The 24108-nt window shown below is 60.4% G+C and carries 26 protein-coding genes and 1 pseudogene; 8 read left to right on the top strand and 19 right to left on the bottom strand.

Annotation, left to right across the window (positions count from 1 at the left end; translation table 11 throughout):
• The first annotated feature begins 101 nt into the window (after positions 1–101).
• The 4 genes from FX984_RS29110 (at position 102) to FX984_RS29095 (ending at position 3700) form a co-directional block, all read left to right on the top strand.
• Positions 102–911 carry a transporter substrate-binding domain-containing protein gene (locus FX984_RS29110; protein WP_027605041.1) on the top strand — a complete coding sequence of 270 codons (810 nt, stop codon included), beginning with the start codon at positions 102–104 and terminating at the stop codon, positions 909–911.
• Positions 912–1121: 210 nt separating this feature from the next.
• Complete coding sequence (locus FX984_RS29105; protein ID WP_027605040.1) at positions 1122–1919, top strand: transporter substrate-binding domain-containing protein; 798 nt, start codon at positions 1122–1124, stop codon at positions 1917–1919.
• A 94-nt stretch (positions 1920–2013) separates the two neighbouring features.
• On the top strand, positions 2014–2973 hold the full coding sequence (locus FX984_RS29100; protein ID WP_065925730.1) for an amino acid ABC transporter permease: 960 nt from the start codon (positions 2014–2016) through the stop codon (positions 2971–2973).
• On the top strand, positions 2966–3700 hold the full coding sequence (locus tag FX984_RS29095) for an amino acid ABC transporter ATP-binding protein (protein ID WP_027605038.1): 735 nt from the start codon (positions 2966–2968) through the stop codon (positions 3698–3700). Before FX984_RS29100 ends, FX984_RS29095 begins: the two co-directional genes overlap by 8 nt.
• A 12-nt stretch (positions 3701–3712) precedes the next feature.
• On the opposite strand, the gene FX984_RS29090 is transcribed toward FX984_RS29095, so the two are convergent.
• From FX984_RS29090 to ubiE, 12 genes and pseudogenes are all read right to left on the bottom strand, one after another.
• Complete coding sequence (locus tag FX984_RS29090) at positions 3713–5620, bottom strand: methyl-accepting chemotaxis protein (protein WP_027605037.1); 1908 nt, start codon at positions 5618–5620, stop codon at positions 3713–3715.
• A 165-nt stretch (positions 5621–5785) separates the two neighbouring features.
• Positions 5786–6499 (bottom strand): methyl-accepting chemotaxis protein, encoded by a 714-nt coding sequence (locus tag FX984_RS33320; protein ID WP_370671261.1) that lies wholly within the window; start codon positions 6497–6499, stop codon positions 5786–5788.
• Positions 6500–6643: 144 nt separating this feature from the next.
• Positions 6644–7612 (bottom strand): annotated as a pseudogene (locus FX984_RS33315) (methyl-accepting chemotaxis protein); the annotation flags it as partial.
• A 277-nt stretch (positions 7613–7889) separates the two neighbouring features.
• On the bottom strand, positions 7890–8597 hold the full coding sequence (locus FX984_RS29080) for a 16S rRNA (uracil(1498)-N(3))-methyltransferase (protein WP_092358737.1): 708 nt from the start codon (positions 8595–8597) through the stop codon (positions 7890–7892).
• Positions 8594–9385 (bottom strand): twin-arginine translocase subunit TatC, encoded by a 792-nt coding sequence (gene tatC / locus FX984_RS29075; RefSeq protein ID WP_027605034.1) that lies wholly within the window; start codon positions 9383–9385, stop codon positions 8594–8596. Before tatC ends, FX984_RS29080 begins: the two co-directional genes overlap by 4 nt.
• Positions 9382–9804, bottom strand: coding sequence for a Sec-independent protein translocase protein TatB (gene tatB, locus FX984_RS29070; RefSeq protein ID WP_027605033.1), 423 nt, complete (start codon positions 9802–9804; stop codon positions 9382–9384). Before tatB ends, tatC begins: the two co-directional genes overlap by 4 nt.
• A 10-nt stretch (positions 9805–9814) precedes the next feature.
• Positions 9815–10093: a twin-arginine translocase TatA/TatE family subunit gene (locus tag FX984_RS29065; RefSeq protein ID WP_003171180.1), complete on the bottom strand. Its 279-nt coding sequence runs from the start codon at positions 10091–10093 to the stop codon at positions 9815–9817.
• A gap of 26 nt (positions 10094–10119) precedes the next feature.
• Positions 10120–10452, bottom strand: a complete 333-nt coding sequence (locus tag FX984_RS29060; RefSeq protein ID WP_027605032.1) for a phosphoribosyl-ATP diphosphatase — start codon at positions 10450–10452, stop codon at positions 10120–10122.
• A 2-nt stretch (positions 10453–10454) separates the two neighbouring features.
• Positions 10455–10847: a phosphoribosyl-AMP cyclohydrolase gene (hisI, locus tag FX984_RS29055; protein WP_012721796.1), complete on the bottom strand. Its 393-nt coding sequence runs from the start codon at positions 10845–10847 to the stop codon at positions 10455–10457.
• 41 nt (positions 10848–10888) lie between these two features.
• Positions 10889–12493 carry a ubiquinone biosynthesis regulatory protein kinase UbiB gene (ubiB, locus tag FX984_RS29050; protein WP_027605031.1) on the bottom strand — a complete coding sequence of 535 codons (1605 nt, stop codon included), beginning with the start codon at positions 12491–12493 and terminating at the stop codon, positions 10889–10891.
• Positions 12490–13113 carry a ubiquinone biosynthesis accessory factor UbiJ gene (locus FX984_RS29045; RefSeq protein ID WP_027605030.1) on the bottom strand — a complete coding sequence of 208 codons (624 nt, stop codon included), beginning with the start codon at positions 13111–13113 and terminating at the stop codon, positions 12490–12492. The genes ubiB and FX984_RS29045 overlap by 4 nt, the downstream gene beginning before the upstream one ends.
• The gene (ubiE, locus tag FX984_RS29040; protein ID WP_003171186.1) at positions 13113–13883 is read right to left on the bottom strand and encodes a bifunctional demethylmenaquinone methyltransferase/2-methoxy-6-polyprenyl-1,4-benzoquinol methylase UbiE; all 771 of its coding nucleotides are present in this window, start codon (positions 13881–13883) and stop codon (positions 13113–13115) included. Before ubiE ends, FX984_RS29045 begins: the two co-directional genes overlap by 1 nt.
• Before the next feature lie 144 nt (positions 13884–14027).
• On the opposite strand from ubiE, the gene FX984_RS29035 reads away from it, so the two are divergent.
• The 3 genes from FX984_RS29035 to FX984_RS29025 all read left to right on the top strand — a co-directional run bounded on the left by FX984_RS29035 (position 14028) and on the right by FX984_RS29025 (position 15812).
• Positions 14028–14303 carry a polyhydroxyalkanoic acid system family protein gene (locus FX984_RS29035; RefSeq protein WP_027605029.1) on the top strand — a complete coding sequence of 92 codons (276 nt, stop codon included), beginning with the start codon at positions 14028–14030 and terminating at the stop codon, positions 14301–14303.
• A gap of 105 nt (positions 14304–14408) precedes the next feature.
• Positions 14409–14831, top strand: a complete 423-nt coding sequence (locus FX984_RS29030) for a phasin family protein (RefSeq protein ID WP_027605028.1) — start codon at positions 14409–14411, stop codon at positions 14829–14831.
• Positions 14832–14843: 12 nt separating this feature from the next.
• Positions 14844–15812, top strand: a complete 969-nt coding sequence (locus tag FX984_RS29025; protein ID WP_146476826.1) for a phasin family protein — start codon at positions 14844–14846, stop codon at positions 15810–15812.
• 69 nt (positions 15813–15881) lie between these two features.
• On the opposite strand, the gene FX984_RS29020 is transcribed toward FX984_RS29025, so the two are convergent.
• From FX984_RS29020 to FX984_RS28995, 6 genes are all read right to left on the bottom strand, one after another.
• Entirely contained in the window at positions 15882–16403 is a 522-nt protein-coding gene (locus FX984_RS29020) for a fimbrial protein (protein WP_027605026.1), read from the bottom strand.
• 18 nt (positions 16404–16421) lie between these two features.
• Positions 16422–17441: a fimbrial protein gene (locus FX984_RS29015; RefSeq protein ID WP_315899008.1), complete on the bottom strand. Its 1020-nt coding sequence runs from the start codon at positions 17439–17441 to the stop codon at positions 16422–16424.
• Positions 17428–20013, bottom strand: a complete 2586-nt coding sequence (locus FX984_RS29010) for a fimbria/pilus outer membrane usher protein (protein ID WP_146476827.1) — start codon at positions 20011–20013, stop codon at positions 17428–17430. The genes FX984_RS29015 and FX984_RS29010 overlap by 14 nt, the downstream gene beginning before the upstream one ends.
• Before the next feature lie 158 nt (positions 20014–20171).
• On the bottom strand, positions 20172–20939 hold the full coding sequence (locus tag FX984_RS29005) for a fimbrial biogenesis chaperone (protein ID WP_098480519.1): 768 nt from the start codon (positions 20937–20939) through the stop codon (positions 20172–20174).
• 8 nt (positions 20940–20947) lie between these two features.
• Positions 20948–21724, bottom strand: a complete 777-nt coding sequence (locus FX984_RS29000) for a fimbrial biogenesis chaperone (protein ID WP_027605023.1) — start codon at positions 21722–21724, stop codon at positions 20948–20950.
• Positions 21725–21814: 90 nt separating this feature from the next.
• Entirely contained in the window at positions 21815–22396 is a 582-nt protein-coding gene (locus tag FX984_RS28995; RefSeq protein ID WP_027605022.1) for a fimbrial protein, read from the bottom strand.
• Between the two features lie 370 nt (positions 22397–22766).
• On the opposite strand from FX984_RS28995, the gene FX984_RS28990 reads away from it, so the two are divergent.
• A complete protein-coding gene (locus FX984_RS28990) occupies positions 22767–23429 on the top strand; it encodes a response regulator transcription factor (protein ID WP_043293466.1) in 663 nt (220 codons plus the stop codon).
• Between the two features lie 38 nt (positions 23430–23467).
• On the opposite strand, the gene FX984_RS28985 is transcribed toward FX984_RS28990, so the two are convergent.
• The gene (locus FX984_RS28985) at positions 23468–24088 is read right to left on the bottom strand and encodes a TetR/AcrR family transcriptional regulator (RefSeq protein ID WP_027605020.1); all 621 of its coding nucleotides are present in this window, start codon (positions 24086–24088) and stop codon (positions 23468–23470) included.
• Between the last annotated feature and the right edge of the window lie 20 nt (positions 24089–24108).

The raw sequence follows: 24108 nt of genomic DNA, 5'->3' as shown, positions 1-24108 counted from the left end.
CTTGTTATTTCGAAACAAAAGTCCCTTGTGCGAGGCGTATTTGCGTACCCGCGAGTGGGGTAGGATCGCCCCCCAAATTTGACTTGGTCACAGGGGGATTCATGATCAAAAGGTATTGTTCGGCATTGCTGATCGGCGTTATTGCATTGATTCACGCTGGTCTGGTGCAGGCCGGTGCCATCGACGATGCGGTTCGGCGTGGTGTGTTGAAAGTGGGTACTACGCCCACCTATGTCCCCTTTGAAATGACCGATAAAGAGGGTCGTATCGTTGGCTTTGAAATCGACCTGCTCAAGGTGATGAGCCAGGCCCTGGGCGTTGAGCTTGAATTGGTCAGCGTGCCCTATACCGAGTTGCTGCCTGGGCTGCAGGCGAAAAAGTTCGACCTGATCGGCAGCGGCATGACCGTCACCCAGGAGCGCAACCTGAAGCTGAATTTCAGCGACTCCTTTATCGTGGTGGGGCAAACCGTGTTGCTGCACCCCAGCCTGAAGGACAAGGTCGCCAGTGTCGAAGACCTGGACGACGCCACTTACCGTGTCACCACCGTCCAGGGCACCACTGGCGAGGCGGCGGCGCAACGCTTCCTGGGGGCGGCGCGCTTGAGCAGTTTTGCAACGCCCCGGGAAGCTGTGCGCCAAGTGGTGAACGGTGCCGCCGATGCCTTTATTTATGATGCGCCCTACAACCTGATCGCCCTGAGCCTGCCGGAAAACCGCGAGCTGCTGGCGCTTGAACAGCCGTTCACCTTTGAGCCCTTGGCGTTTGGCGTGAAGAAAGGCGATTTTGACAGCCTCAACTGGATCAACCATTTCCTCAATCAAGTCGCCCAGGACGGGACCTACGATCGCTTGCACGACAAGTGGTTCAAGGACATGGACTGGCTGGTAGAGGTCGACTGGAAGTCATAACTTCTTACACATCAATCCGTTGCCAGCGCTGCCAACGCAAGCGTCTATCCCAGCAGCTGGCTGCGTTGTTGTGGGACTTTTCCGACATACGCAGATAACAAATACCCGTGAAACCTTTGTGACAGGCAATGAGTGGGTTAGGATCGCACCCCGAATTGGTGCAGCCCTTTTGCGCGCCGACCGTATAAGAATCGTTCAGGGGACTTGATGATGAAAAAGTATCTTTCGATGCTGCTGCTCGGTGTCGCCGCGCTGGTTTCGGCCAATGCCGCCCAGGCCGGTGCCATCGATGATGCGGTCAAGCGCGGCACGCTGAAAGTCGGCATGGACCCGACCTACATGCCGTTCGAAATGACCGACAAACGCGGCGAAATCATTGGGTTCGAGGTCGATATCCTCAAGGCCATGGCCAAGTCCATGGGCGTCAAGCTGGAGCTGGTGTCCACCGGCTATGACGGCATCATCCCGGCGTTCCTCACCGGCAAGTTCGACATGATCGGCAGCGGCATGACCCTGACCCAGGAACGCAACCTGCGCCTGAACTTCAGCGAACCCTTCATCGTGGTTGGCCAGACCCTGCTGATCCGCAAGGACCTGGAAGGCACCATCAAGTCCTACAAAGACCTGAACGACGAGAAGTACCGCCTGACCTCCAAGCTCGGCACCACCGGTGAGATGGTCGCCAAGAAGCTGATCTCCAAGGCCAAGTACCACGGCTATGACAACGAGCAGGAAGGTGTGCTGGACGTGGTCAACGGCAAGGCCGATGCCTTCGTGTATGACGCGCCGTACAACGTGGTCGCCGAGAAAAAAGTCGGTAACGGCAAGCTGGTGTTCCTTGAAGAACCCTTCACCTTTGAACCCCTGGCGTTCGGCCTGAAGAAGGGTGACTACGACAGCATCAACTTCATCAACAACTTCCTGCACCAGATCAAGAACGACGGCACCTACGATCGCATCCATGACAAGTGGTTCAAGAGCTCCGAGTGGCTCAAGGACATGGAATAAAGCGGGACTGTTTTCTGGTGTGAGAGGGCTTGATGTGGGGAGCCCGCTCGCCACATCAGGTGTGCGGGCCTCGATTTTTTTGGATGCTGAGTAGATGAAACAGAAAAAAGCCCAATGGCCCTGGCACCTGCTGACCGTCGTCGTGCTGGTCGGCCTGGCCGGCGCCTTGTATTACGCCACCTCGCTGATGTCCTACGAGTGGCGCTGGAACCGGGTCCCGCAATACTTCGCCTACCAGGCCGAAGAGTCCCAGCGCGCTGCGGACATCTCCACTGTCGTGGAGCTGGTCCGCAAGGGCGATGTGGCCGAAGTCACCCTGCGCAACGATGCCGGCGTCGAACAGCGTGTGAGCGTGGCCGACAACAGCCTGCAAGTGGCGCGCGGCGATGATGTGGCCGAAGGCGACGTCATCGGGGTTAACCGCCATTGGGCGTTGGGCCCCTTGATGTGGGGCCTGTGGACCACGTTGTGGCTGTCGGTGGTATCCGGGATTCTCGGCCTGGCGATCGGTCTTGCCACCGGGTTGTGCCGACTGTCCAATAACCCGACCCTGCGCGATCTGTCGACGATCTACGTCGAGCTGGTGCGTGGCACGCCGCTGTTGGTGCAGATCTTTATTTTCTACTTCTTTATCGGCACGGTGCTCAACCTGTCCCGGGAATTCGCCGGGATCGCCGCGCTGTCGCTGTTCACCGGCGCGTATGTGGCGGAAATCGTCCGTGCCGGCGTGCAGTCCATCACCCGTGGCCAGAACGAGGCGGCTCGCTCCCTGGGCCTGAGCGCCAGCCAGTCGATGCGTCATGTGGTGCTGCCGCAGGCCTTCAAGCGCGTGTTGCCGCCGCTGGCCGGGCAATTTATCAGCCTGGTGAAAGACACCTCGCTGGTCTCGGTGATCGCGATTACCGAGCTGCTCAAAAGCGGTCGCGAAGTGATCACCACCTCGTTCTCGCCGTTTGAAATCCTGTTCTGCGTCGCAGGGCTGTACCTGCTGATCAACCTGCCGCTGTCGAAAATGGCCAGCCGGCTTGAGCGGAGGCTCGCCCAAAGTGATTGAAGTCCGCGATCTGGTAAAAGTCTTCGATACCCGCGGGCATGTGGTGCGCGCGGTGGACCATGTGACCACCCAGGTGGCCAAGGGCGAAGTGCTGGTGGTGATCGGCCCGTCCGGCTCCGGCAAGTCCACGTTCCTGCGTTGCCTCAATGGCCTGGAAGAATTCGATTCGGGCTCGGTGAGCATCGATGGCCTGCAACTGGCCGACCCGAAAACCGATGTGAATGCCTATCGCCGTGAAGTCGGCATGGTGTTCCAGCACTTCAACCTGTTCCCCCACATGACCGTGCTGGAAAACCTGTGCCTGGCGCAGAAAGTCGTGCGCAAGCGCGGCAAGAAGGAGCGCGAAGCCAAGGCCCTGGCGCTGCTGGAAAAGGTCGGCATTGCGCAGAAAGCCAACGAGTTCCCGTCGCGGCTTTCCGGCGGCCAGCAACAGCGGGTGGCGATTGCCCGGGCGTTGGCGATGGAGCCCAAGGTGATGCTGTTCGACGAGCCCACCTCGGCCCTCGACCCGGAAATGGTCGGCGAGGTGCTGGACGTGATGAAGACCCTGGCCCTTGAAGGCATGACCATGGTCTGCGTCACCCACGAGATGGGTTTTGCCCGTGAAGTGGCGGACCGGGTGCTGTTCTTCGATCATGGCAAGTTGCTGGAGGATGCGGCCCCGGCCGAGTTCTTCGCGGCGCCCAAAGACCCGCGCGCCCAGGCGTTCCTGCGCCAGGTGCTATAGGGCGCGGGGCGTTCATACCTTGAACCGCCCCACGCATTGCTGCAAATCCGTTCCCAGCCGCGCCAGTTCGATACTGGCCGCTGCCGTCTGTTCACTGGCGGCGGCGGTTTGCTCCGAGGCGTCGCGTACTTTCAATACGCTGCGGTTGATCTCTTCGGCCACCGCACTTTGCTCCTCGGCGGCAGCGGCGATCTGCGGGTTCATCTCCTGGATGACCGACACCGTGCGGGCGATCTCCGTCAGGGAGTCCCCGGCATTACGGGCCAGGCCGACGCTGTTGTCGGTCAGGGTGCGGCTGTAGTCCATGATGTCGGCCACCTGTTGTGTACCGCTGTGCAGGCCGCCAATCAGCTCTTCGATTTCCTCGGCGGACTGCTGGGTCCGTTGGGCGAGACCGCGCACCTCATCGGCGACCACCGCGAAGCCTTGACCGGCCTCGCCGGCCCGTGCGGCTTCTATCGCGGCGTTGAGCGCCAGCAGGTTGGTCTGCTGTGACACGGACTTGATCACATCCAGCACGCTGCTGATTTTCTGGCTTTCCCGTTGCAGCCCAATCATGGCCTGGCCTGCGCGCGCCATTTCATGGGCAAGGTGCTCGATTTGCGCCACGGCATCCGTCACCACCTGATCGCCCAGCTCAGTCTGTTGATTGGCCTGTCCGGCGGCGAGCGAAGCCTGCTCGGCGTGGCGCGCAACCTCCTGGGCGGTGGCGAGCATCTGATTCATGGCGGCGGCGACCTGCTCGGTTTCATCGCGCTGATTATTCACCCCTGCGCGAGTTTGTTCGGTCACGGTGGAGAGCTCCTCGGCGGCGCTGGCAATTTGCCGCGCGTTGTCGCTGATGTTGCCAATCAGCCCCCGCAGGTTCAGCGTCATTTGGCTCATGCTGCGTTGCAGTTGACCCAACTCGTCACGCCGTCGGGACTGCACATCTTGGCTCAGGTCGCCTTGGGCAATGCGATTGGCAGCGGACAGCGCTTTGCGCAGCGGTTTCACGATTTGCCCGGCAATCAGCCAGGCTGCCAGAGTGCCCAGCAGCAAGGCGGCAGCGGTCGTACCAAGGGTTTGGGTGCGGGCCTGTTCGGCTTCGCGTTCGCGCCGCTGAGTCTGGTCCTGGCTCAAGAGGTCGCTCTGGGCGAGCAGTTCGTCCAGTTGCTGTTCCAATTGCTTTTGCGCGCCCTCGGTTGTGAGTTGCGTGTCCTTGAGGCGTGTGAGGTGGGTGCGGATACTGAGCACGGTATTTTTCAGGGCGCCGCTGTCGACCGGCAATTTTGCTACGCCAGCCTGGGCGAGTTCGAGGTTGCGCTCGGCGTCGCTGACGGCCTGGGCGTAGGCATCCAGCGAGCTGGCGGCCCAGGCAGGGGTTTGGGCGCGATCCTCCGCCTGCTCTATGGCCTGGCGCAGGTTTTCGATGGCATCGAGGGCTTTTTCATCCTCCTGGTCGGGTAAGTCGCTGGCCAGTTGTGCCAGCACGTCGCCGGTGCGTACGGAGCTCTGCTTCAGTTGTTCACGGGCACTCTCACGTTTCTCGACCAGGGCGGGCACCTCCTTGAGCGTGGTTTTGAACGTTGCGGAGAGGCGGGTCATCTCCTGCAGGTATTGAATGGATTTGGGGACTTTGAGCCGGTTGGAAAGCTCGCTCAGGAATCCGTCGATTTTTTCTATGCTCACGCTCAATTTGTTGAGGCTGTTGGTATCGTCCAGGGTTCGGTAGACGATTCTGTCGGCCCGCAGTTCTTCACCCGTCACGGCCAGTTGCGCGAGCACGGTCAGGGTCTGCGAGCGGTAAAGGGACGCGGCCAGCGCTTGCCAGCCAGTCACGGCAATCACAAGGCTCAATGCCAGGACCAGGGAGAAGCCCAGGGCCAGTTTGAGAGTGACACTGGCGTCACCCAGCAGGTAAGTCATTCGACGAAGCATGATCAACCTCCGACAAGTGAACAGTGGGCGTTCTCAACGTGCGCAGGCACATTGAGCTGAATTGAACGCTAGTTCTCTCGGCGCAGAGGTGGGGCTGATAAATGCGTAGGAAATTTCACAGATTGCAGGCGGCGACCCAGGGCGGGTCGCCACGCGGGGAAGGGGTCAGACCCTGAAGCGGCCGACCAGCGCCTGGAGATGAGTGCCCAGGCGCGCCAGTTCGGTACTCGATGCGGCGGTCTCTTCACTGGCCGAAGCCGTCTGCTCGGAGATATCGCGCACGTTCAACACACTGCGATTGATCTCTTCCGCCACGGCGCTTTGCTGCTCGGCGGCGGTGGCGATCTGGGAGTTCATCGCCTGGATGGTCGAGACCGTACGTGTGATGTTCTCCAAGGCGCTGCCGGCGCGGCGGGTCAGCTCGACACTGCTGTCGGTGAGGCCACGGCTGTTGTCCATGATGTTCGCTACCTGCTGGGTGCCGCTTTGCAGGCCGACGATCAGCTCTTCGATCTCTTCGGTGGACTTCTGGGTGCGCTGGGCCAGGCTGCGTACTTCATCGGCCACCACCGCGAAACCGCGTCCGGCCTCACCGGCCCGTGCCGCTTCAATGGCTGCGTTGAGCGCCAGCAGGTTGGTTTGCTGGGCCACGGACTTGATCACATCGAGCACGCTGCCGATCTTGTCGCTTTCGCGCTTCAGATCGGCCATGGCGACCGTGGAGTTGCCGACTTCAGTGGCGAGGCGTTCGATCTGGGCGATCGCTTCGCCGACCACTTTGTCGCCTTCGCGGGCCTGCTGGTCGGCGGCCAGCGCGGCTTCCGAGGCTTCCTCGGCATTGCGCGCCACTTCCTGCACGGTAGCGGCCATTTCATTCATGGCGGTGGCCACCTGGTCGGTCTCGACTTTCTGGCTGTTGACCCCGGCGCTGGTCTGTTCGGTCACGGCCGACAGTTGCTCGGCAGCGCTGGCGATCTGGGTGACCCCTTCGCTGATGCCGCCGATCAACTCGCGCAGGCCCACGGTCATGCTTTGCATGGCGCGTTGCAATTGGCCCAGCTCATCCTGGCGCAAGGAGGTGAGGTTGTGGCTCAGGTCGCCCGACGCGACACGCTCGGCGACCTGCAGGGTCTGGTTCAGGGGGAGGATGATCTGGCGGGTGATGGCCCAGGCGGCAACCAGGCCGAAGATCAGCGCCAGCACGGTGGCCGTTAGCAGCAAGTATTTGGCTTGCGCGGCATCCGCATCGCGTACCGCGGTCTGGGAAACCGTCAGTTTGTCACTGTGGCCCAGCAGGATATCGCCCTGGGCAGACATGGTCTTGAGTGCCGCTGCGCTGGCCACTTGAGAGTCGCGGTATTGGCTGACGGCGGCGCGGTAGGCTTGCAGTGAGACGCTGGCCTGTTGCAGGTTGGCTGAATACTGATCAGGTATTTGGCTGGTGAGGCTGGTGATTTTTTTCAGCGCGTTGTCGATGGCATCCAGCGCGGGCTGCTCGGCCTCCACCTTGCCGCTGTAGGTGTAGCCCCGTACTTGGAAGCGTGCTTGCTGGATCAGTTTGCTCAGGTCCACCACGCTGTTGAACAGCGTGACACTGTCGCCTTGCAGCAGGGATTTCTCCACTTCGCTGACCTTGAGTACCGCATTATCGGCGGTATCGCCCAGCTTGCTGCGGGCATTTTCGCGGTTGGTGCCTGCCTGCACCATATCGTTGAACGCGCGCTTGTACTGGTCCACGGCGGCCAATTGCTCATCGACCAGGGCGGCATCCGTGGGTTGTTCGATCAGGCTGCGTGCGGTCTTCAGGCCAGTGTCCAGCTTGTTCAGCAGTTCGCTGACGGCGGTCGGGCCTTGTTCGCCACGGCGCATCTCGTAGTCAAGGCGTGCCAGGCGCAGGTCTTTGGTCAAGCCGTTGAGGCTGGAGATGTAACCCAGCTTGTCACCACGGCTGATCACGTCGCCCAGGCCGCTCCAGCCGGTGAAGGTGATCATCAGTGTCAACAGCAATACCAGGCCAAAGCCCACCGCCAGCTTGGTTTTGACGCTGACATTCCCCAGCTTTTCGGCTAACCAACGATACATGTTGCGAACTCCCCTGGAACAAGGCTTGGACTTATTCACGGGTTATCGGCTTGCATACGGAATTCTGTAGCGACGCTGTCCCCTGTGGGAGGGGGCTTGCTCCGATAGCGGTGGTTCAGTATCAGAAATGCTGACTGACCCGCCGCTATCGGGAGCAAGCCCCCTCCCAAAGGGTTATGCGGTGTGGTTAGAAAAGGCGGGCGAGCAGGGCGGTGACGGCCGTTTCGACGCGCAGGATGCGGGCGCCCAATTGCACCGGCTGCAAGCCGGCCTTGGCCAGCAGGTCCACCTCATAGGGGATCCAGCCACCTTCCGGGCCTATGGCCAGGGTGACCGGTTCGTCCAGGCCGCGTGGGCAGGGTGGGTAGTCGCCGGGATGGCCAATCAGGCCAAAGGTGCCTGCGGTCATGGCCGGCAGGCGGTCTTCGACGAAGGGCTTGAAGCGCTTTTCGATAAGGATTTCCGGCAGTACCGTGTCCCGCGCCTGTTCCAGGCCGAGGATCAGTTGTTCGCGAATGGCCTCGGGCTCCAGGAAGGGGGTCTGCCAGAAGCTTTTTTCCACCCGGTAGCTATTGACCAGCACCACTTTCGGCACGCCCATGGCCGCCACGGTTTGCAGCACCCGACGCAGCATCTTCGGACGTGGCAGGGCCAGCAGCAGGGTCAGGGGCAGTTTGGCCGGCGGTGGTTGGTCGAAGCTCACTTGCAGTTCGGCTTCACGGGCTTCCAGGCGCAGCAATTGCGCGTTGCCCATCAACCCGCCAAGGCGCCCGACCCGCAGGCTGTCGCCTACGGCGGCGCGGTGGACTTCCTGCATATGCACCAGGCGCCGATCACGCAGGATCACCCGGTCGGCCGCGATAAAGTCGGCATCGAACAGCAGCAGCAGGTTCACGGCTGGGTCGCTGGCGGCTGGTCGTCGTCTGCGGGTTGGTCATCCGGGTGATCGCCACGCTTGCTGATCAGGCCGCTGAACAGGATGCCGATCTCGAACAGCATCCACATCGGCACGGCCAGCAGGGTCTGGGAGAAGATGTCCGGCGGCGTGAGGATCATGCCGACCACGAAGCAGCCGATGATCACGTACGGGCGGATCTTCTTCAGGTACTGCACGTTGACCACGCCGATCCACACCAGCAACACCACGGCCACGGGGATTTCGAAGGCGACGCCAAAGGCGAAGAACAGCGTCATCACGAAGTCGAGGTAGCTGGTGATGTCCGTCATCATCTCCACGCCGGCCGGGGTGGCGGCGGCGAAGAACTTGAAGATCAACGGGAACACCAGGAAGTAGGCGAAGGCCATGCCGGTGTAGAACAGCAGGATGCTCGACACCAGCAAGGGCACGGCGATGCGCTTCTCATGCTTGTACAGGCCCGGCGCGATAAAGCCCCAGATCTGGTGCAGGATCACCGGGATCGCCAGGAACAGCGAGACCATCATCGTCAGCTTCAACGGTGTGAGGAAGGGCGATGACACATCGGTGGCAATCATCGTCGCGCCGGCCGGCAGGTACTGGCGCAGCGGCGTGGAGACGAAGGTGTAGATCTGCTGGGTAAAGGCGAACAGCCCGGCAAAGATCACGAAGATCGCGGCCACGCAACGCAGCAGGCGGGTCCGCAGCTCGGTCAGGTGCGAGACCAGCGGCATATGCTGGTCGTTTTCCGGTTTATCAGCGCTCATGGGGCTCGCGGCGGCAATGTAGGGTCATGGGGCGCGGGCGACGCAGCGGGCGTCGGCGCAGGCTCGGTTGCAGCGGTCGGGGTCGGGGTCGGGGCGGCGGGCTGGGTATCCACCGCTGGCGCAGGCGCGATGCTGTGCTCGGCCACAGGCTCCACCGGTTTGGCGGGCTCCTGCACCGGCGACAGGATCTTCCGGGCTTCCTGTTCCAACGACAGAATATGTTCGTTGTGCAGTTGGCGACGGATCTCGTCGGCGCCGATTTCCCGTTCAACTTCCTGTTTGATGGCGTTGAAACTGCGTTTCAGGCGCCCGATCCACAGGCCGGCCGTGCGTGCGGCACCGGGCAGGCGTTCCGGCCCCAGTACCAGCAAGGCAACCAGGCCGACGAGCAGCAGTTCAGAGAAGCTGATACCAAACATTAGTCAGTGCTCACGAGTCTTTGCGGGTCGGCTCTTCGACTTTTTCAGCCTGCACGTCGAAGGTGCGACGCTCGGTGATCGGCTGGGTGGCCTGGGGGTGTACAGGCTGGGCCGGTGGCACCGGGTTGGCGGCCGGGTCGGCAGGCTTCTCATCGTCGTTCATGGCTTTACGGAAGCCCTTGATCGACTCGCCCACGTCGGTGCCGAGGTTTTTGAGTTTCTTGGTGCCGAATACCAGTACCACCACTACCAGAATGACGATCCAGTGTTTCCAGTCAAAAATGCCCATGCTGCAAATCCTCTAGTAAAAGTTATTCAGGCGGACGGGCGCGATGCCTTTTCGGCGTGCCCGGACAAGCCGAAGCGACGGTCCAGTTCATCCAGCACGGCCTGTGGATGCTGCCCCAGTTGGGCGAGCATGACCAGGCTATGGAACCACAAGTCGGCGGTCTCATAGATGACATCGCTGCAATCGCCGCTGATTTGCGCGTCCTTGGCCGCGATGATGGTCTCGATGGACTCTTCGCCGAGTTTTTCCAGGATCTTGTTCAGGCCCTTGTGGTACAGGCTGGCGACGTAGGAGCTGTCGGCGTCCGCACCTTTGCGGTCCTCCAGCACCTGGGCCACACGGTTGAGGGTATCGCTCATGGTCAGTGTCCTGCCGAGTAGATGGCGTGCGGGTCTTTGAGCACCGGCTCCACGACCTTCCATTCGCCGTTCTCGAACACGCGATAGAAGCAGCTGTGGCGGCCGGTGTGGCAGGCGATGTCGCCGATCTGCTCGACCTTGAGGATCACCACGTCGGCGTCGCAGTCGATGCGCATCTCGTGCAGGGTCTGCACGTGCCCGGACTCTTCGCCCTTGCGCCACAGTTTGCCACGGGAACGTGACCAGTAAATGGCGCGCTGCTCAGTGGCGGTGAGGCTCAGGGCCTCGCGGTTCATCCAGGCCATCATCAGCACGCGCCCGGTCTTGTAGTCCTGGGCAATGGCCGGCACCAGGCCGTCACTGTCCCACTTGATCTCGTCCAGCCAGTCTTTCATTTTCGGCTCCGGCAATTTGCGACAGTGTATAACCGGATTGGCTATCGACGCACGATCAGATAAACACCCACGGCGACCATGATGCCGGCCGGCCAGTGGCCCAGTTGGTTCAGCGGCCCGCCAATGGCCAGCATCACGCCACCGACCAGGTGCGCGGCCCCCAGCAGGCGCAGGAACCAGTCGTCCTTGCGCTTCTGCCAGGGCGGTGCGGGGTCTTTGGCATGGGGCTGGGACATGCGCTCCAGCAGGTCGCGGGTCATGTTGGCCAGGTGCGGCAGCTGTTCGAACTGGCTGTGCAGGTTGCCCAGCAGGGTTTTCGGGCTGACCCGCTCGCGCATCCAGCGTTCCAGGAACGGCTGGGCGGTGTTCCACAGGTCGAGGTCCGGGTACAGCTGACGGCCCAGGCCTTCGATGTTGAGCAGGGTTTTTTGCAGCAGCACCAGTTGCGGCTGCACTTCCATATTGAAGCGCCGCGCGGTCTGGAACAGGCGCATCAGCACCTGGCCGAAGGAGATATCTTTCAGGGGTTTTTCAAAGATCGGCTCGCACACGGTGCGGATCGCCGCTTCGAATTCATTGAGCTTGGTTTCCGCCGGCACCCAGCCCGAATCGATGTGCAACTGCGCCACGCGGCGGTAGTCGCGCTTGAAGAAGGCGAACAGGTTGCGCGCCAGGTAGTCCTGGTCTTCCGGGGTCAGGCTGCCGACGATGCCGCAGTCGATCGCAATGTACTGCGGGCTCCACGGGTTGACGGTGCTGACGAAGATATTGCCGGGGTGCATGTCGGCGTGGAAGAAACTGTCGCGGAACACCTGGGTGAAGAAGATCTCCACGCCGCGCTCGGCAAGCATCTTCATGTCGGTGCGCTGGTCGGCCAGGGTCGCGAGGTCGGTGACCTGCACGCCGTAGATGCGCTCCATCACCAGCACTTTCGGGCGGCACCAGTCCCAGTACACCTGCGGCACGTACAGCAGCGGCGAGCCTTCGAAGTTGCGCTTGAGCTGGCTGGCGTTGGCCGCTTCGCGCAGCAGGTCGAGTTCGTCGTAGATGGTTTTTTCGTAGTCGGCGACCACGTCCACCGGGTGCAGCAGGCGCGCATCGGCAGAGAAACGTTCGGCGGCGCGGGCCAGGATAAACAGCCACGCCAGGTCCTGGCCGATGATCGGCTTGAGGCCCGGGCGAATCACCTTCACCACCACTTCTTCGCCGCTCTTCAACTGCGCGGCGTGCACTTGCGCCACCGAGGCCGAGGCCAGCGGTTCGACGTCGAAGCGGCTGAACACCTCGCTGATCTTCTTGCCCAGTTGCTCTTCGATCAGCTTCATCGACTGCTGGGAATCGAACGGCGGCACGCGATCCTGCAGCAGCATCAGTTCGTCGGCGATGTCTTCGGGCAGCAGGTCGCGGCGCGTGGAGAGGATCTGCCCGAACTTGATAAAAATCGGCCCCAGGTCCTGCAACGCCAGGCGCAGGCGCGCGCCTCGACTCAACTCCAGCTGTTTGCGCGGGAACCAGCGCCAAGGCAGCACATAGCGCACCGCCAGCAGGAACCATGGCAAGGGCAGGGCGAACAGCAGGTCATCGAGGCGGTAGCGGATTACGACGCGCTGGATACGGAACAAACGGCGGACGGCGAGCAGCTTCATGCGTTATCGCTTGGATCAAGGGAACGGCTCAGGCGCTCGAAGCGGGCCTCGAGGCGTTCCAGGTCGATTTTGGCCTTGTCGAGCTCACGAAAGCGCGCTTGCGCTTCTCGTTCGCCGACCAGGGTGCGCGATTCTTCGCTCAAGTATTCGGCAAGGTTCTGGTTGAGGCTGGCGAACCCCTGCTGGTACCAGCGCGTGCGACTGCGCAGGTGCCCGCTGATCAGTTGGGTGGCGACGGGGCCGATCCAGCGGGACAGCTCGTATTCCCAGTCCAGTTCCAGGTCCTGCAGCACGGCGGCCAGGTCCATCAGGACCGCACTGTCGCCTTCCAGGTGCACTTCGGGGCCGTGGAGGATGGCGGTCTTGTTGCGGCTCAGCGCCAGGTGCAACAGGCTGGAGGCGGGTGCACGCAGGGTGCAGTCGGCTTCGGCAGCCCATTGAGTGGCGAGCAGCAGGCCTTCATCGCTGGGCAGGATAAACAGCTGCAGGGCGGGGCTGCTGCAGTCCACGGCGATGACCTTGCCGTTCAAGTGCGCGAGCCGTGCCAGGGCGGTGCTGTCCAGGCGCAGTACACGGTTGATCCCGTGTTCGACGCTGGCGAGAAGGCCTTTGAGCAGCATCAGGGCTTGATGCCACGGTGCAGGGCGACAATGCCCGAAGTCATGTTGTGGTAGGTCACGCGGTCGAAACCGGCTTCTACCATCATCGACTTCAGGGTTTCCTGGTCGGGGTGCATGCGGATCGATTCGGCCAGGTAGCGGTAGCTTTCGGCGTCATTGGTGATCAGCTTGCCCATCAACGGCATGAAGGCGAAGGAGTAGGTGTCGTAGACCTTGGACATCAGCGCGTTGGTCGGCTTGGAGAACTCCAGTACCAACAGGCGGCCACCCGGCTTGAGGACGCGCAGCATCGAGCGGATCGCGTCTTCCTTGTGGGTCACGTTGCGCAGGCCGAAGGCGATGGTCACGCAGTCGAAATGGTTGTCGGGGAACGGCAGCTTTTCAGCGTCGGCCTGGACGAATTCGATATTGCCGGCCACGCCTTTGTCGAGCAGGCGATCACGGCCGACCTTGAGCATCGAGCCGTTGATATCCGCCAGCACCACCTGGCCGGTAGGGCCGACAAGCTTGGAAAACTTGGCCGCCAGGTCACCCGTACCGCCGGCGATGTCCAGCACGCGGTTGCCGGTGCGTACCCCCGACAGCTCGATGGTGAAGCGTTTCCACAGGCGGTGCATGCCGCCGGAGAGCACGTCGTTCATCAGGTCGTACTTGGCTGCCACGGAGTGGAACACCTCAGCGACTTTTTCCGCCTTCTGGCTTTCCGGGACGTTCTTGAAACCGAAGTGAGTGGTGGGTTCGGCATCGCTGCCTTTGCGCTGATCAGTCATATCGCTGTCACCAAAAGAGAATGCGGGACATGATAATCCCCAAGGCCTGCTTTGTCTTGGCAAGGCTGCAGGTAAGATAGGCAGGCACCGAGACCTTTTGCCGCATTCAAGGTATTCAAATCCCTATAAAGAGGAGTCATCGTAATGGCCCGTATAACCGTTGAGCGTGCACATTCCCTGGGTAAAGAAGGGGCACGCGCAAAGGCCGAGAAGTTGGCGCATAAACTCCAGGAGCAATATGGCCTGGAGCCCTCGTGGTCCGGCGATACCTTGAACCTCAAGCGTTCGGGGGTTAAAGGCACCGTGTTGGTGGCGGATGATTCGCTGCGCATTGATGTGGAACTGGGCCTGTTGATGTCGGCCATGAGTGGCACCATCAAGTCCGAAATCGAGAAAGCCCTGGATAAAGCCTTGGCCTGATCCGCGAGTACTTAGGGTGCCGATTCTAATTTTCCAGCCTACTTTGTGCCCAGGTCCTCAACTCCTGCGGGCCGTTCCTCCCCCCTTTTCTGCGTGAGGTGCACCATGGCCAAAGTTATCCTGAAGAAAAAAATCGATGCTCAGACCGGCGCGTTGAGTGACGTTAAAACCTACGCCCGCAAGATCTGGTTGGCGGGTCTTGGTGCCTACGCGAAGGTCGGCAGCGAGGGCGGCGACTACTTCAAAGAGCTGGTTAAAACCGGTCAACATGTTGAAAGTAAAGGCAAAAAAGTTGCAGTGGAACAACTTGATGCAGCCAACAGTCAGATTGATCAAGTAAAGAGTAATGTCTCCGCGGTCAAAGGTCTGGTAGAAGTTCAGCTGGATAAAGTTGAAAAAGCTTTTGATACTCGCGTTGCCAGTGCCTTGAATCGAATTGGCATTGCGTCTAAACATGACGTGGAGACACTCTCTGCTAAGCTCGAAGAGCTGACGGCATTGCTCGAACGTGTCGCGCGTAAACACTAAGGAGACATCGGGATGGCTGTTAAAAAGACTACTCAGAAAGAAGGCAGCTCGTGGGTCGGGAAAGTTGAAGAGTATTCCCGCAAGATCTGGCTGGCTGGTTTAGGCGTTTACTCGAAGATCGACAGTGACGGCAGTAAACTCTTCGAGACGTTGGTTAAGGACGGCGAGAAAGCCGAGAAGTTGACCAAGAGCGCAGTGGGTAAACAAGTAGGTGCTGCTAAAGCCACTGCCGGTTCGCGCATCAGTGATGCGAAGAAACAGGTATTGGGTACTTGGGGCGAACTCGAAGGGGCTCTGGACAAGCGCCTCAACAGTGCTATTTCGCGCCTGGGCGTGCCGAGTAAAGCTGAGCTGAAGACCCTGCACAGCAAGGTCGATACCCTGACAAAGCAAATCGAAAAACTGACCGGTGCCAAAGTGGCTCCAGTGAAAGCGGCCGCCGCTAAACCGGCTGCCAAGCCTGCTGCAAAAACGGCCGCTGCCAAACCAGCGGCTAAAACGGCTGCCAAACCTCTGGTGAAAGCTGCCGCCAAGCCAGCTGCAAAACCCGCGGCCAAGGCAGCTGTAAAAGCAGTCGCTAAACCGGCTGCCAAAACCGCAGCGGCCAAACCGGCTGCCAAGGCCACCGCTAAACCCGTGGCTGCGAAAGCAACTGCCAAACCTGCGGCCAAGCCAGCAGTCAAGGCCGCCGCAAAACCGGCCGCTAAGCCCGCAGCCGCCAAACCCGCGGCCAAGCCTGCCGCTGCTAAACCTGCAGCCAAGCCAGCTGCCGCGAAACCGGTGGCCAAGCCAGCCGCCAAACCTGCTGCGGCGAAGAAGCCAGCTGCAGCGAAAAAACCGGCAGCGCCTAAGCCTGCTGTTGCCGCCAAGCCGGCAACCACGGCACCGGCTGCTTCGGCGGCCAACTCGGTGTCGGCACCCACGCCAGCCGCCACCCCGACTGCAACGCCGGTCACCCCGACGCCAACCAGTCAGTCCTGATTTTTCCGGGACGCGTAAAAAATGCCCGGCCTGCAAAGGCTGGGCATTTTTTTTGTGCGCGGTTCCCCATCAATTGTAAGTAATGGAAACGGTGACAGTGCTGTCCAGGGTACCCGCGGTAATTGGGGTGCCGGTTTTTCGGTACGACGCATTCATCGGTAACAACGCTCTTGCGCCGCTTGTGGCGATCTGGCGGGTGCGCTCGGCGACAGAACCATTGGCGGGAATGTCAGCGACGTTTCGGTGGGAAAGCGAGAGCGCCGTCCCGGCTGAGGTTCCGGTGTTGGCGAACAATGCGCCATTGCCGCTGGACGGAGTGCCCGCGAACAGAAAGAACACATTTTGAATGTCCGATTCGCACTCGGCGGTAATGTCGAAATTTGTCGTACCCACTTCTTCGGATGAATCAAAATCCGATACTTTGATCGAGGGCAGGGTGATGGTGCGGGTCACATCACCGGCGGCCAGGTTGCAGGTGCCGGCGTTGACCTGGCCGGTAAAGCGCAAGGTGCCCGTGGTTGCGGCCTGGACCGCAGTGGCGGCCAGGCTCGCGGTGATAGCCAGCAGCAGGGGCAGGGCTCGAATCCTCATTACATACTCCTCAGGTTTTTAGTTATAGGTGATGTTGACGGTCGCGGTCGTTTCGAGCCTGCCTTGGCTGACCGTGCCGTTCTTGTGATAGGCCGCACCCAGCGGCAGCACCGCGCGCCCCCCGGAGACCGGCACCGTGCGGGTGTTTTCGGTGCCGTTGGCGAGGATGTTCTGGATACCGCCGCCAATGCGCGAATACAGCCACAGGGCGACGCCACCGGCAGTGCCCGTATTGGCGAAGAGCCGATCATTGCCAGGTGCGGGGGTACCGGAAAAGCGGAAGGTCACGTTGGAAGCGTTGGTGCAGTTTGCGGTTAACTCGAAGTTGCGTGGGCCCGCGGTCGTTGCGTTGTTGAATGCGCCGACTTGCACCGGGTCGAGCGAGATCGTGCGGTTGACGTCGCCGGTTGCCAGGTCGCAGGTGGCGGCGGGCCTGACAAAGCGCACTGCGTTGCCGAGCCTCAGGGTAAAACTCTCCGGACGGTTATCCAGTCTCTGCACCCAAATGTTACCGGCAGGCACTGTCCCGTCTGTTACAGGCCCGGCTTTATAGAACCTCAACTCCGCGGCCATGAAGCTGGTGAGGGGGCCGCTGAATGTGCGTTGTTGGTTATGCATGCCAAAGAAAGGGTAAAGCGAGCCGGAATGTCGGATGCGCATGTGCACGCCCACGCCAGGAACCTCGGTCTCGTAGTACTTTGAGTGAGACCTTGCGTTGTAGCGCCCGGTAATCGTTAATAAAGTGTGGCCGCAATTCATGGTGTAAGAGGGTGCCGTACCAGTGAATTCCTTAATGACAATTTCAGACTCCACCGGGAGGCTGTCCGGCACGACGATTGTGGACGGAAGGGTGAGTGTGAATGTGTCGTTCTGATACCTGTCACACGCCGCTTGAGCCGCAATCGGCGAGCCGAGGACCAGCACTGTTGACATGAGTTGTATGGCGCGTTTCATCTTCAGTCCCGCAAAAGAAATAGGGCGGTTGCAGGCAAGCAGTGCGCTGGGCGTGCTCGCCTGCGCCGGATCAACTGCTTGCATTGCGCTCGCTCGACGGTGGCATGTGCTGTGCTGTATCGAGCCGGCAGGTGCCCGCGTCGAGATTAAGCAAGCGTTGGGTGCCGGCAATGTTCGACTGTGCGCCCAAGTCGTAATGCAACTGGCATGCGGCGCCGGCATGGGGGCCCCACTTGATCGTCAATGGTCCCTGTGTACGAGACACTCGAACAAAGGCTTGACCACCCTGCCCGACCACCCCGACGCTCGCGCCGTCCTCATCGAACACATCCGCACCAAACGGCAGCGGGCTGCCATCCTCGCGCAGTGCCGTGATCAATATGGCCTGGCCGCTGACCGTCTCGAACTTAAGCTTCACCACCGAACCGGCACGGGGCGCTACGTTCTGGGCGGCGGTCTTGAGTTCCACATCGACCGAAAGGTCCTTCGGGTCCAGCTCCACGACGTTCTGGCGATACGGGGTCAGGTGGGGTACCACGGCGTAGCCGCTGTTACCGACTTGCGCGCTGTGGTTACCGTTGATCCGCGCACCCTGGGCGTCGGGCGCCTGGACGATGCCGATGGTGTCGCCCAACTCCGGGGCGAAGGTCACGCCGCCGGCGTGGGCAACGATGCCGCCGGTCATCCCCAGCGATACCGAGCGGTAGTCGCTGCTCTGCCCGTAACCGGCAGACAGCACGCCGTGGCTGGCCTGGTATTTCATATCGGCACTCGCGGCGTTGCCACTGCCTCGGGTTCGACTGGCACCAAGGCCATAGCTGAATTCGCTGCGTTCGCCAAGGCTGCCGCCGACGTTCACGCGCTCGCCACTGTTTTGGTCGCCGTGATAGACCGTGGTGGTCAGGGTCGGCGAACGCGCGCCGCTGCCCAGTGGCAGGCTCAAGGTCAGATCCACCTGCTTGTCGACTCGGTCGCTCAACAGGTCACGGGTGCGCTGTGCACTGACGGTATAGTGAAGGCCCTTCCAGGTGCCGCTGTATCCCGCGGTAAAGGTCAGGTTGCCACTTGTGCGGTTCCAATAGTTTTGCGAAGAACCGGTCAGGTAAACCGAGCCGTTGCCCAGGCTCTGGTTGAGGCTTATGTCCATTCTGTCGCGCAGGCGCGAGACGCTGTCGAGGCTGAGTCCGTCGATGGCAAGGTCGCGAACCCGTGCGGCATCGCCCACGCTCAGGAACCCTTCAGTGGAATAGCGGTAGGCCCCCAATGCGAAGTGAGTGCCGGTGTCTGCGAAATTCTTGCTGTAGCGCAGTTGCAGGCTTTGTCCCTCACGCGAACCGTGTCCAGGTACATGGGCATTGGAGTGGGTCAAGTCAAATGACACCGCACCCAATGGCGTGTTGAGTGCCGTTCCCAATAATTGTGAGTTGTAGTCTTGGCCCACGACCGCACCGGTATAGCCGGTCAGTAGATTGCTGAGGCCATGCTGGTAGGTCGCCTGCATCAGTGTGGGTGGGTGCCGAAGGCCAAGCTCGTCGAGCTGGCCGATGCTCAGCGAATAGCGGTGGTGGCCGGGTCGCAGGAGGTTGGCGTTGGCCGCAAAGGGGACGATGAACTCCCGCTGACGGCCATCCGCCTCGGTGATCGTGACGGTCAGGTCGCCGCCATATCCGGTAGGGAATAAATCATTGAGTACAAACGGCCCAGGCGCCACCGACACCTCATCCAGCAGTACCCCGCGCTGGCGCACGGTAACCCGCGCGTTGGTCTCGGCAACGCCGCGCACCACGGGGGCAAAACCGGTCTGGGAATCAGGCAGCATCCGGTCATCGCTGAACAGGCTCGCACCCCGCAGGCGGACGCTGTCGAACAGCTCGCCCGGCGTGTAGATTTCGCCGACCATCAATTGAGACTGCAGCGAGCTCATTTCACGCTGAACGTAGGTGCTGCTGCTTTGGTAGCCAGTGCCCACCTTTGATTGGCTGTAGCTGCCGTTGTGGCGCCAATGCCAGTCGCCCAGGTTGAGCCCGGTGTTCAGGCCGACGTAGTTGGAGTTGAGCGACTGATGCCTGGTTTGGGTGGCAAAGGTGTTGGCGTTGTAACGCACGAAGGCAGCGTCGATGCCACTGTCCCAGTGTTTGGGATCGATATAACCCCGAGCCTTGCGTGCGAGGTAAATCTGCGGAATCTGCAGGTCAAGGCGATTTTCACCGGAATCGAACCGGCCGCTGGCGCCTGGCAGGTAGCTGGCAATATCGGCGCATGCGGAAAATACGGCGTCGGTCGATTGCCTGTCGACCGCCTCCATGTCGATGCCGAACCTGAAGAGCGCGTCACGCTCAAGGCACATCTGCGCAGTGTCTTGTCCGTCCATCGCTTTGAACGATAGCGTCTCTCTGCCTATCCATTGGCCGTTGAGATAAACCTCCGCACGGTAGCTGCCGGGTAGCACGACGTTGCCTTGGTTGAACTTTGAAATGTCGACCTGCAAGCCCGCTGCCCCGCCGGGAAAAAAGGCCGGGTTGAATACAGAATGCGTGGCGTCTTGGGCCGCTGCAGTGTGGGCGCCACCCAACAGCAATAGACCTTGAGCTACAAGCGTCAACCTGAAAGGCGATATAAACCCGTTTTCGGGTCTGGCCGGTGTTTTCGAACTCATGGATACCGTTCCCGGGGAAAGTTGTGGTCCGAATTGCGACAAAGCGCGGCCCTGTCCTGACGAACAAGTACTGAACGGACGTGTTTGATTTGTGCTGCGGCGGGTCAATCAACCTCGAGAGGCAGGGACTGGACCCTGATGAACTCAGGGTGGGGCGATCATGGCGACACCTTGGCGCTGTGCTGGATCGTGAGCCCGAAGTCGTCGAGCGTCTGGAACTCCACGGTCATCTCGGCCGTACGCAACGACGCAAGCCCTGCAATCTGGAAGTGGTTGCGGCTATCGGGCGCCACCATATTGTCTCCGCTCGATGCAGCGGATTTGCGCGCATGGCGCTGCCCCTTCGCGACCACTTCGATCTTGTCGAAATTCACGTAATAGGGGGTCGGGTTATAGACCTCCAGTGACGGGCCGTGCTCGGTGGTTACGCTGCGCCACTGCAATTTGGCCGGCGCGGCTTCGGCCGCAAAGGGCAGGCTGGGCGGTCGGAGAAACACCTTGATCCTGGAGCGGAAGGCAAGTTGCAACTGGTTGCCCTGGGCGGCATCTTCGGCCTGCGAAGGCACTTCGAGTAAGTTGAACCAGTACAGGCTTTCCTGCGCAGACGGCAGCGTTTCGCCGGTGTATGCCAGGCGCACGACGTGTTGCCGGCCTGGCTCGATACGAAAGATCGGCGGCGTGACAACAAAGGGGATTCCGCCGGCGTCCGGGGTAGAGTGCTCGTCACCCTTGTCCAGCCATGCCTGCATCAGGACGGGTACCTGATTCTTGCTTTCCAGCCTTACTGTGACTTCCTTGTCCTGTTGCGGATAGATGATCCGTGTGCTGCTGATCACAACGCTTGCCTGCGCCATGACGGGACAGATCAGTGCAAGCGTCAACAGGCTGAGTCTGGTTAGCCAATGTGAGATCAAAGTCGCGTTCATGCTGCGGGTTATCCTGCGGACGAAAGGGTGACAGCCGTCGTGTGCTGCACGCGGGCGCCAAAATCGCTGACGGAAACGAACTCGACCTTGGGGTTGCCGTTGGGACGAATACGCAACTGGGGCAATGCAAACAGTTTCATGTCTCCGGCCGGCAATAACAGACCGTCATTGGCCGCCTGGCTCGGCGCCTTGTTGAACCGTTTGCCTTCGCTCAGCAACGCGACCGATGCCAGCGAAATATGGTAGGGCGTGGGGTTGGTCGCTTGCAGGGCGAACCCATTGTCATGGGGGACCAGTTTCCACTGCAGTCTGGTTGCCGCGCTGCTGACGGGGTATGGCAACCCTTGTGGGCGCAGGAACACCCGCAAGCGAGTGCGAAACGACAATTCGATCTGGTTGTTTTGCGCGGCGTCGGCGGAAGTCGGCGGCACTTCGAATATGTTCAACCAGAACAGGCTTTCGCGATCAGTAGGCAACGGGGCGCCGGAATAACGCAGGCGCAATGCCTGTTGTTGGTGCGGTTCGATGCGAAACATCGGCGGTGAGAGGGTGAACGGAGTCCGCGCAGTCGCTGGTGTCGAGTTTCGGTCGCCCGTATCCAGCCAGGTCTGTACCAGTGCCGGGCGATCGCCTTTATTTTCCAGGCGCACAACCACTTCCTGCTGCTCAGCGGGGTAGATCACGCGTGTGCCATGGACAATGATGCCGGCATGGGCGTTGAGCGCGTGCAGCGATAGCAGCCCGAGGGCACAGGTGGCGAGAGCACGGCAGGCCATTCTTTTAATCATTTGAAGTCTCTTCGAGTCTGGGGGCGGACCCGCAATGCAATTGCAGGTCCCGGGCTTCGAGGTCTGCGTATGCAGACGTGTTGTCCCTTACTCGGCGTATTCGACCAGGAAGCCGACGCGTGTTTTCACCGTGCCTTCGGTTGCGGCGCCGCTGGCGTACATTTGGGCTGCCAGCGGGATAATGGCCTGGTTATCGGCGATCACGACGCCCTCGGATTTATCGGTGTAGACGTTGATCGGGGAGCCGTCGCGGTTAGTGACTTCGACCTGTACGTTCTTGGCATTGGTAGTGTCGGAAGGGTCGTCGTAGCCGTCGATGTTCAAGCGCCCGGTCGCCACGTCAATGGCCGGGCTGGTTGGGTCGAACGCCACCATGGCGGTGCGGCCGTTGGTGCAACTGCCTTCGCCGGGCCCGCCAATGCGAATGGTGAAACCGGTGAGGTTGGCGCGACTGCCAGCGGTTGCCAGGCGTGAAGCAGAGACGCCGCCCAGGTTGACGTCCTTGACCACTGCGCCTGTGCCAGGTGCGGCACCCTCGACGGTGCAGGTCACATCGGTCACCAACCCCGTGAAGTTGATGACCCCGTCGTTGGTGGCGAATGCGGGCCGTGATAACGCAGCTGTCAGGGCAAGAAGTGTTGCAGCGGTGGAGATAGCGGTAAATTTCATGATGATTCCGGTCGTGATTTTAATAAACGAGAGCCGCCACAGGTAAAAAGCAGCACCTGTAGTTCGTTTCGAACTAGTCTCTAATGGCGGTTATATAATTTGGCGTGCAGTGCCAGATGGCATCTATAGTGAAGTGGCGAGTTTTATCTCGTGATAGTTCGAAAAATAATCGGGTTAACTTAGGAATTGTCTGTAGTACTGGGAATTATCTGTAGGATGTTGCTGAAGGGGTAACGCTTATTGCCCCGCTATGTTGATCCCTTGATGGGGCAGGGTATACCGTGCTCGCAGCAGCGAATAATGTTGCGGTGTTGTATTTACTTATGCGGGTTTATTTATGCCTACTTCAATATCCACTACGTATACCGTCATGCTGCTAGATGACCATGCGATGCTTCGGCAGGGGATCGAGTTGGGGTTGAGCAACGAGGCCGACCTCCATGTGGTCGGCTCTTTCGGGACGGCCAAGGAATTACTGGAAGCCCTTGCGCGGCGCCCGGCGGATGTGGTGGTAATGGACTTCATCCTGGCCCCTTCGGACAACGATGGCCTGAGTCTTATACAAGCGCTGAACCGGCGCTTCAGCCAGTGCCGGCCGTTGATTGTCTGTTCGCATTACACGCCCGCTACCGTATCACTGTCGCTGAAGGCTGGCTGTTGGGGAATCCTGGGTAAAACCCAGAACCTGACGGAGTTGATCACGGCTATTCGAACCGTCGCCCAAGGTCGAATTTATCTGCAGCCTTGCATGGTGCCTGCTTTGCAGGGCATGCAATCAATGCTGGAAGTCGTGAGTATGAAGTCGAAAATGGACTATGCAACGCCGTTGCGCTTGAACGCCTGTCTTACGCCTAAAGAACAGGAGGTGCTGCGATGTTTTCTGGATGGAATGTCGGTGAATTCGATTGCCGCAAAGTTTTCACGCAGTGCGAGTACGATCAGTACGCAGAAACAATCGGCTTATAGAAAATTGGGAATCAAGAATGACAGTGAGTTATTCAAGTTTACCCAGCAATTCGGGGAGTTTGAATGATTCGGCTCAACTGTCAGCCGCAGATTTCCGGATAATGCTTAAACATGATCGTCCAGATAGCGCAGCGCCAATCGCTCCGTGGCCTGCCGCGCCGCAGGTAGCAGATGCGGCGCCACCAGCATCATGACCTGATACACCACCACCCGCACCTCGCCCTCACGGTCGAGAATGCGTTGGTAGTCCAGGGAGAACAGCAGGGTCATGGTGATCTGCTCCACCAACTGGCCCAGCGCCTGGGTGTCACTGACCAGTTGCCCGTCCGCCTTCAGGCGCGCCAGCAAGGACGCGAGGGTGCGCTTGAGTGCTGTCAGCAGGTTGCGAATGCCCTTGGCCAGTTTCGGCAGGCGCCCCGCCAGGTTCGACAGGTCCTGAAACAAAAACCGGTATTGGGCCATGCGTTCGATGATCAGGTGCAGGAACAGCCAGTAATCCTGGGCCTGCAGTTGCGCGTCCGCCGGTGGGTCGAGCAGCGGCGCCAATTCGCCCTGGAAGCGCTCGAACAACCCCAGCACCAGCGGTTCCTTGCCATGGAAGTGGTAGTAGAGGTTGCCGGGGCTGATCCCCATTTCATTGGCCACCTCCATGGTCGACACGTTCGGCTCGCCCTTCTGGTTGAACAACTGCAAGGCACATTCAAGGATACGGTCGCGGGTCTTCATCCAGTCTTCTTAATCTGATC

Origin of the sequence: Pseudomonas marginalis, assembly GCF_008692035.1 — a bacterium.
In the GTDB taxonomy this organism is placed as follows: domain Bacteria; phylum Pseudomonadota; class Gammaproteobacteria; order Pseudomonadales; family Pseudomonadaceae; genus Aquipseudomonas; species Aquipseudomonas marginalis.
This window is presented reverse-complemented; position numbering and strand designations above follow the sequence as displayed.

Bases quoted from the DNA above. Each gene is read 5' to 3' on its own strand.
- FX984_RS29110 (WP_027605041.1), top strand. From the start codon at position 102: ATGATCAAAAGGTATTGTTCGGCATTGCTGATCGGCGTTATTGCATTG.
- FX984_RS29105 (WP_027605040.1), top strand. From the start codon at position 1,122: ATGAAAAAGTATCTTTCGATGCTGCTGCTCGGTGTCGCCGCGCTGGTT.
- FX984_RS29100 (WP_065925730.1), top strand. From the start codon at position 2,014: ATGAAACAGAAAAAAGCCCAATGGCCCTGGCACCTGCTGACCGTCGTC.
- FX984_RS29090 (WP_027605037.1), bottom strand. From the start codon at position 5,620: ATGCTTCGTCGAATGACTTACCTGCTGGGTGACGCCAGTGTCACTCTC.
- FX984_RS33320 (WP_370671261.1), bottom strand. From the start codon at position 6,499: ATGAATGAAATGGCCGCTACCGTGCAGGAAGTGGCGCGCAATGCCGAG.
- tatC (WP_027605034.1), bottom strand. From the start codon at position 9,385: ATGAGCGCTGATAAACCGGAAAACGACCAGCATATGCCGCTGGTCTCG.
- tatB (WP_027605033.1), bottom strand. From the start codon at position 9,804: ATGTTTGGTATCAGCTTCTCTGAACTGCTGCTCGTCGGCCTGGTTGCC.
- FX984_RS29065 (WP_003171180.1), bottom strand. From the start codon at position 10,093: ATGGGCATTTTTGACTGGAAACACTGGATCGTCATTCTGGTAGTGGTG.
- FX984_RS29060 (WP_027605032.1), bottom strand. From the start codon at position 10,452: ATGAGCGATACCCTCAACCGTGTGGCCCAGGTGCTGGAGGACCGCAAA.
- hisI (WP_012721796.1), bottom strand. From the start codon at position 10,847: ATGAAAGACTGGCTGGACGAGATCAAGTGGGACAGTGACGGCCTGGTG.
- ubiB (WP_027605031.1), bottom strand. From the start codon at position 12,493: ATGAAGCTGCTCGCCGTCCGCCGTTTGTTCCGTATCCAGCGCGTCGTA.
- FX984_RS29045 (WP_027605030.1), bottom strand. From the start codon at position 13,113: ATGCTGCTCAAAGGCCTTCTCGCCAGCGTCGAACACGGGATCAACCGT.
- ubiE (WP_003171186.1), bottom strand. From the start codon at position 13,883: ATGACTGATCAGCGCAAAGGCAGCGATGCCGAACCCACCACTCACTTC.
- FX984_RS29035 (WP_027605029.1), top strand. From the start codon at position 14,028: ATGGCCCGTATAACCGTTGAGCGTGCACATTCCCTGGGTAAAGAAGGG.
- FX984_RS29030 (WP_027605028.1), top strand. From the start codon at position 14,409: ATGGCCAAAGTTATCCTGAAGAAAAAAATCGATGCTCAGACCGGCGCG.
- FX984_RS29025 (WP_146476826.1), top strand. From the start codon at position 14,844: ATGGCTGTTAAAAAGACTACTCAGAAAGAAGGCAGCTCGTGGGTCGGG.
- FX984_RS29020 (WP_027605026.1), bottom strand. From the start codon at position 16,403: ATGAGGATTCGAGCCCTGCCCCTGCTGCTGGCTATCACCGCGAGCCTG.
- FX984_RS29015 (WP_315899008.1), bottom strand. From the start codon at position 17,441: ATGCAAGCAGTTGATCCGGCGCAGGCGAGCACGCCCAGCGCACTGCTT.
- FX984_RS29010 (WP_146476827.1), bottom strand. From the start codon at position 20,013: ATGAGTTCGAAAACACCGGCCAGACCCGAAAACGGGTTTATATCGCCT.
- FX984_RS29005 (WP_098480519.1), bottom strand. From the start codon at position 20,939: ATGAACGCGACTTTGATCTCACATTGGCTAACCAGACTCAGCCTGTTG.
- FX984_RS28995 (WP_027605022.1), bottom strand. From the start codon at position 22,396: ATGAAATTTACCGCTATCTCCACCGCTGCAACACTTCTTGCCCTGACA.
- FX984_RS28990 (WP_043293466.1), top strand. From the start codon at position 22,767: ATGCTGCTAGATGACCATGCGATGCTTCGGCAGGGGATCGAGTTGGGG.
- FX984_RS28985 (WP_027605020.1), bottom strand. From the start codon at position 24,088: ATGAAGACCCGCGACCGTATCCTTGAATGTGCCTTGCAGTTGTTCAAC.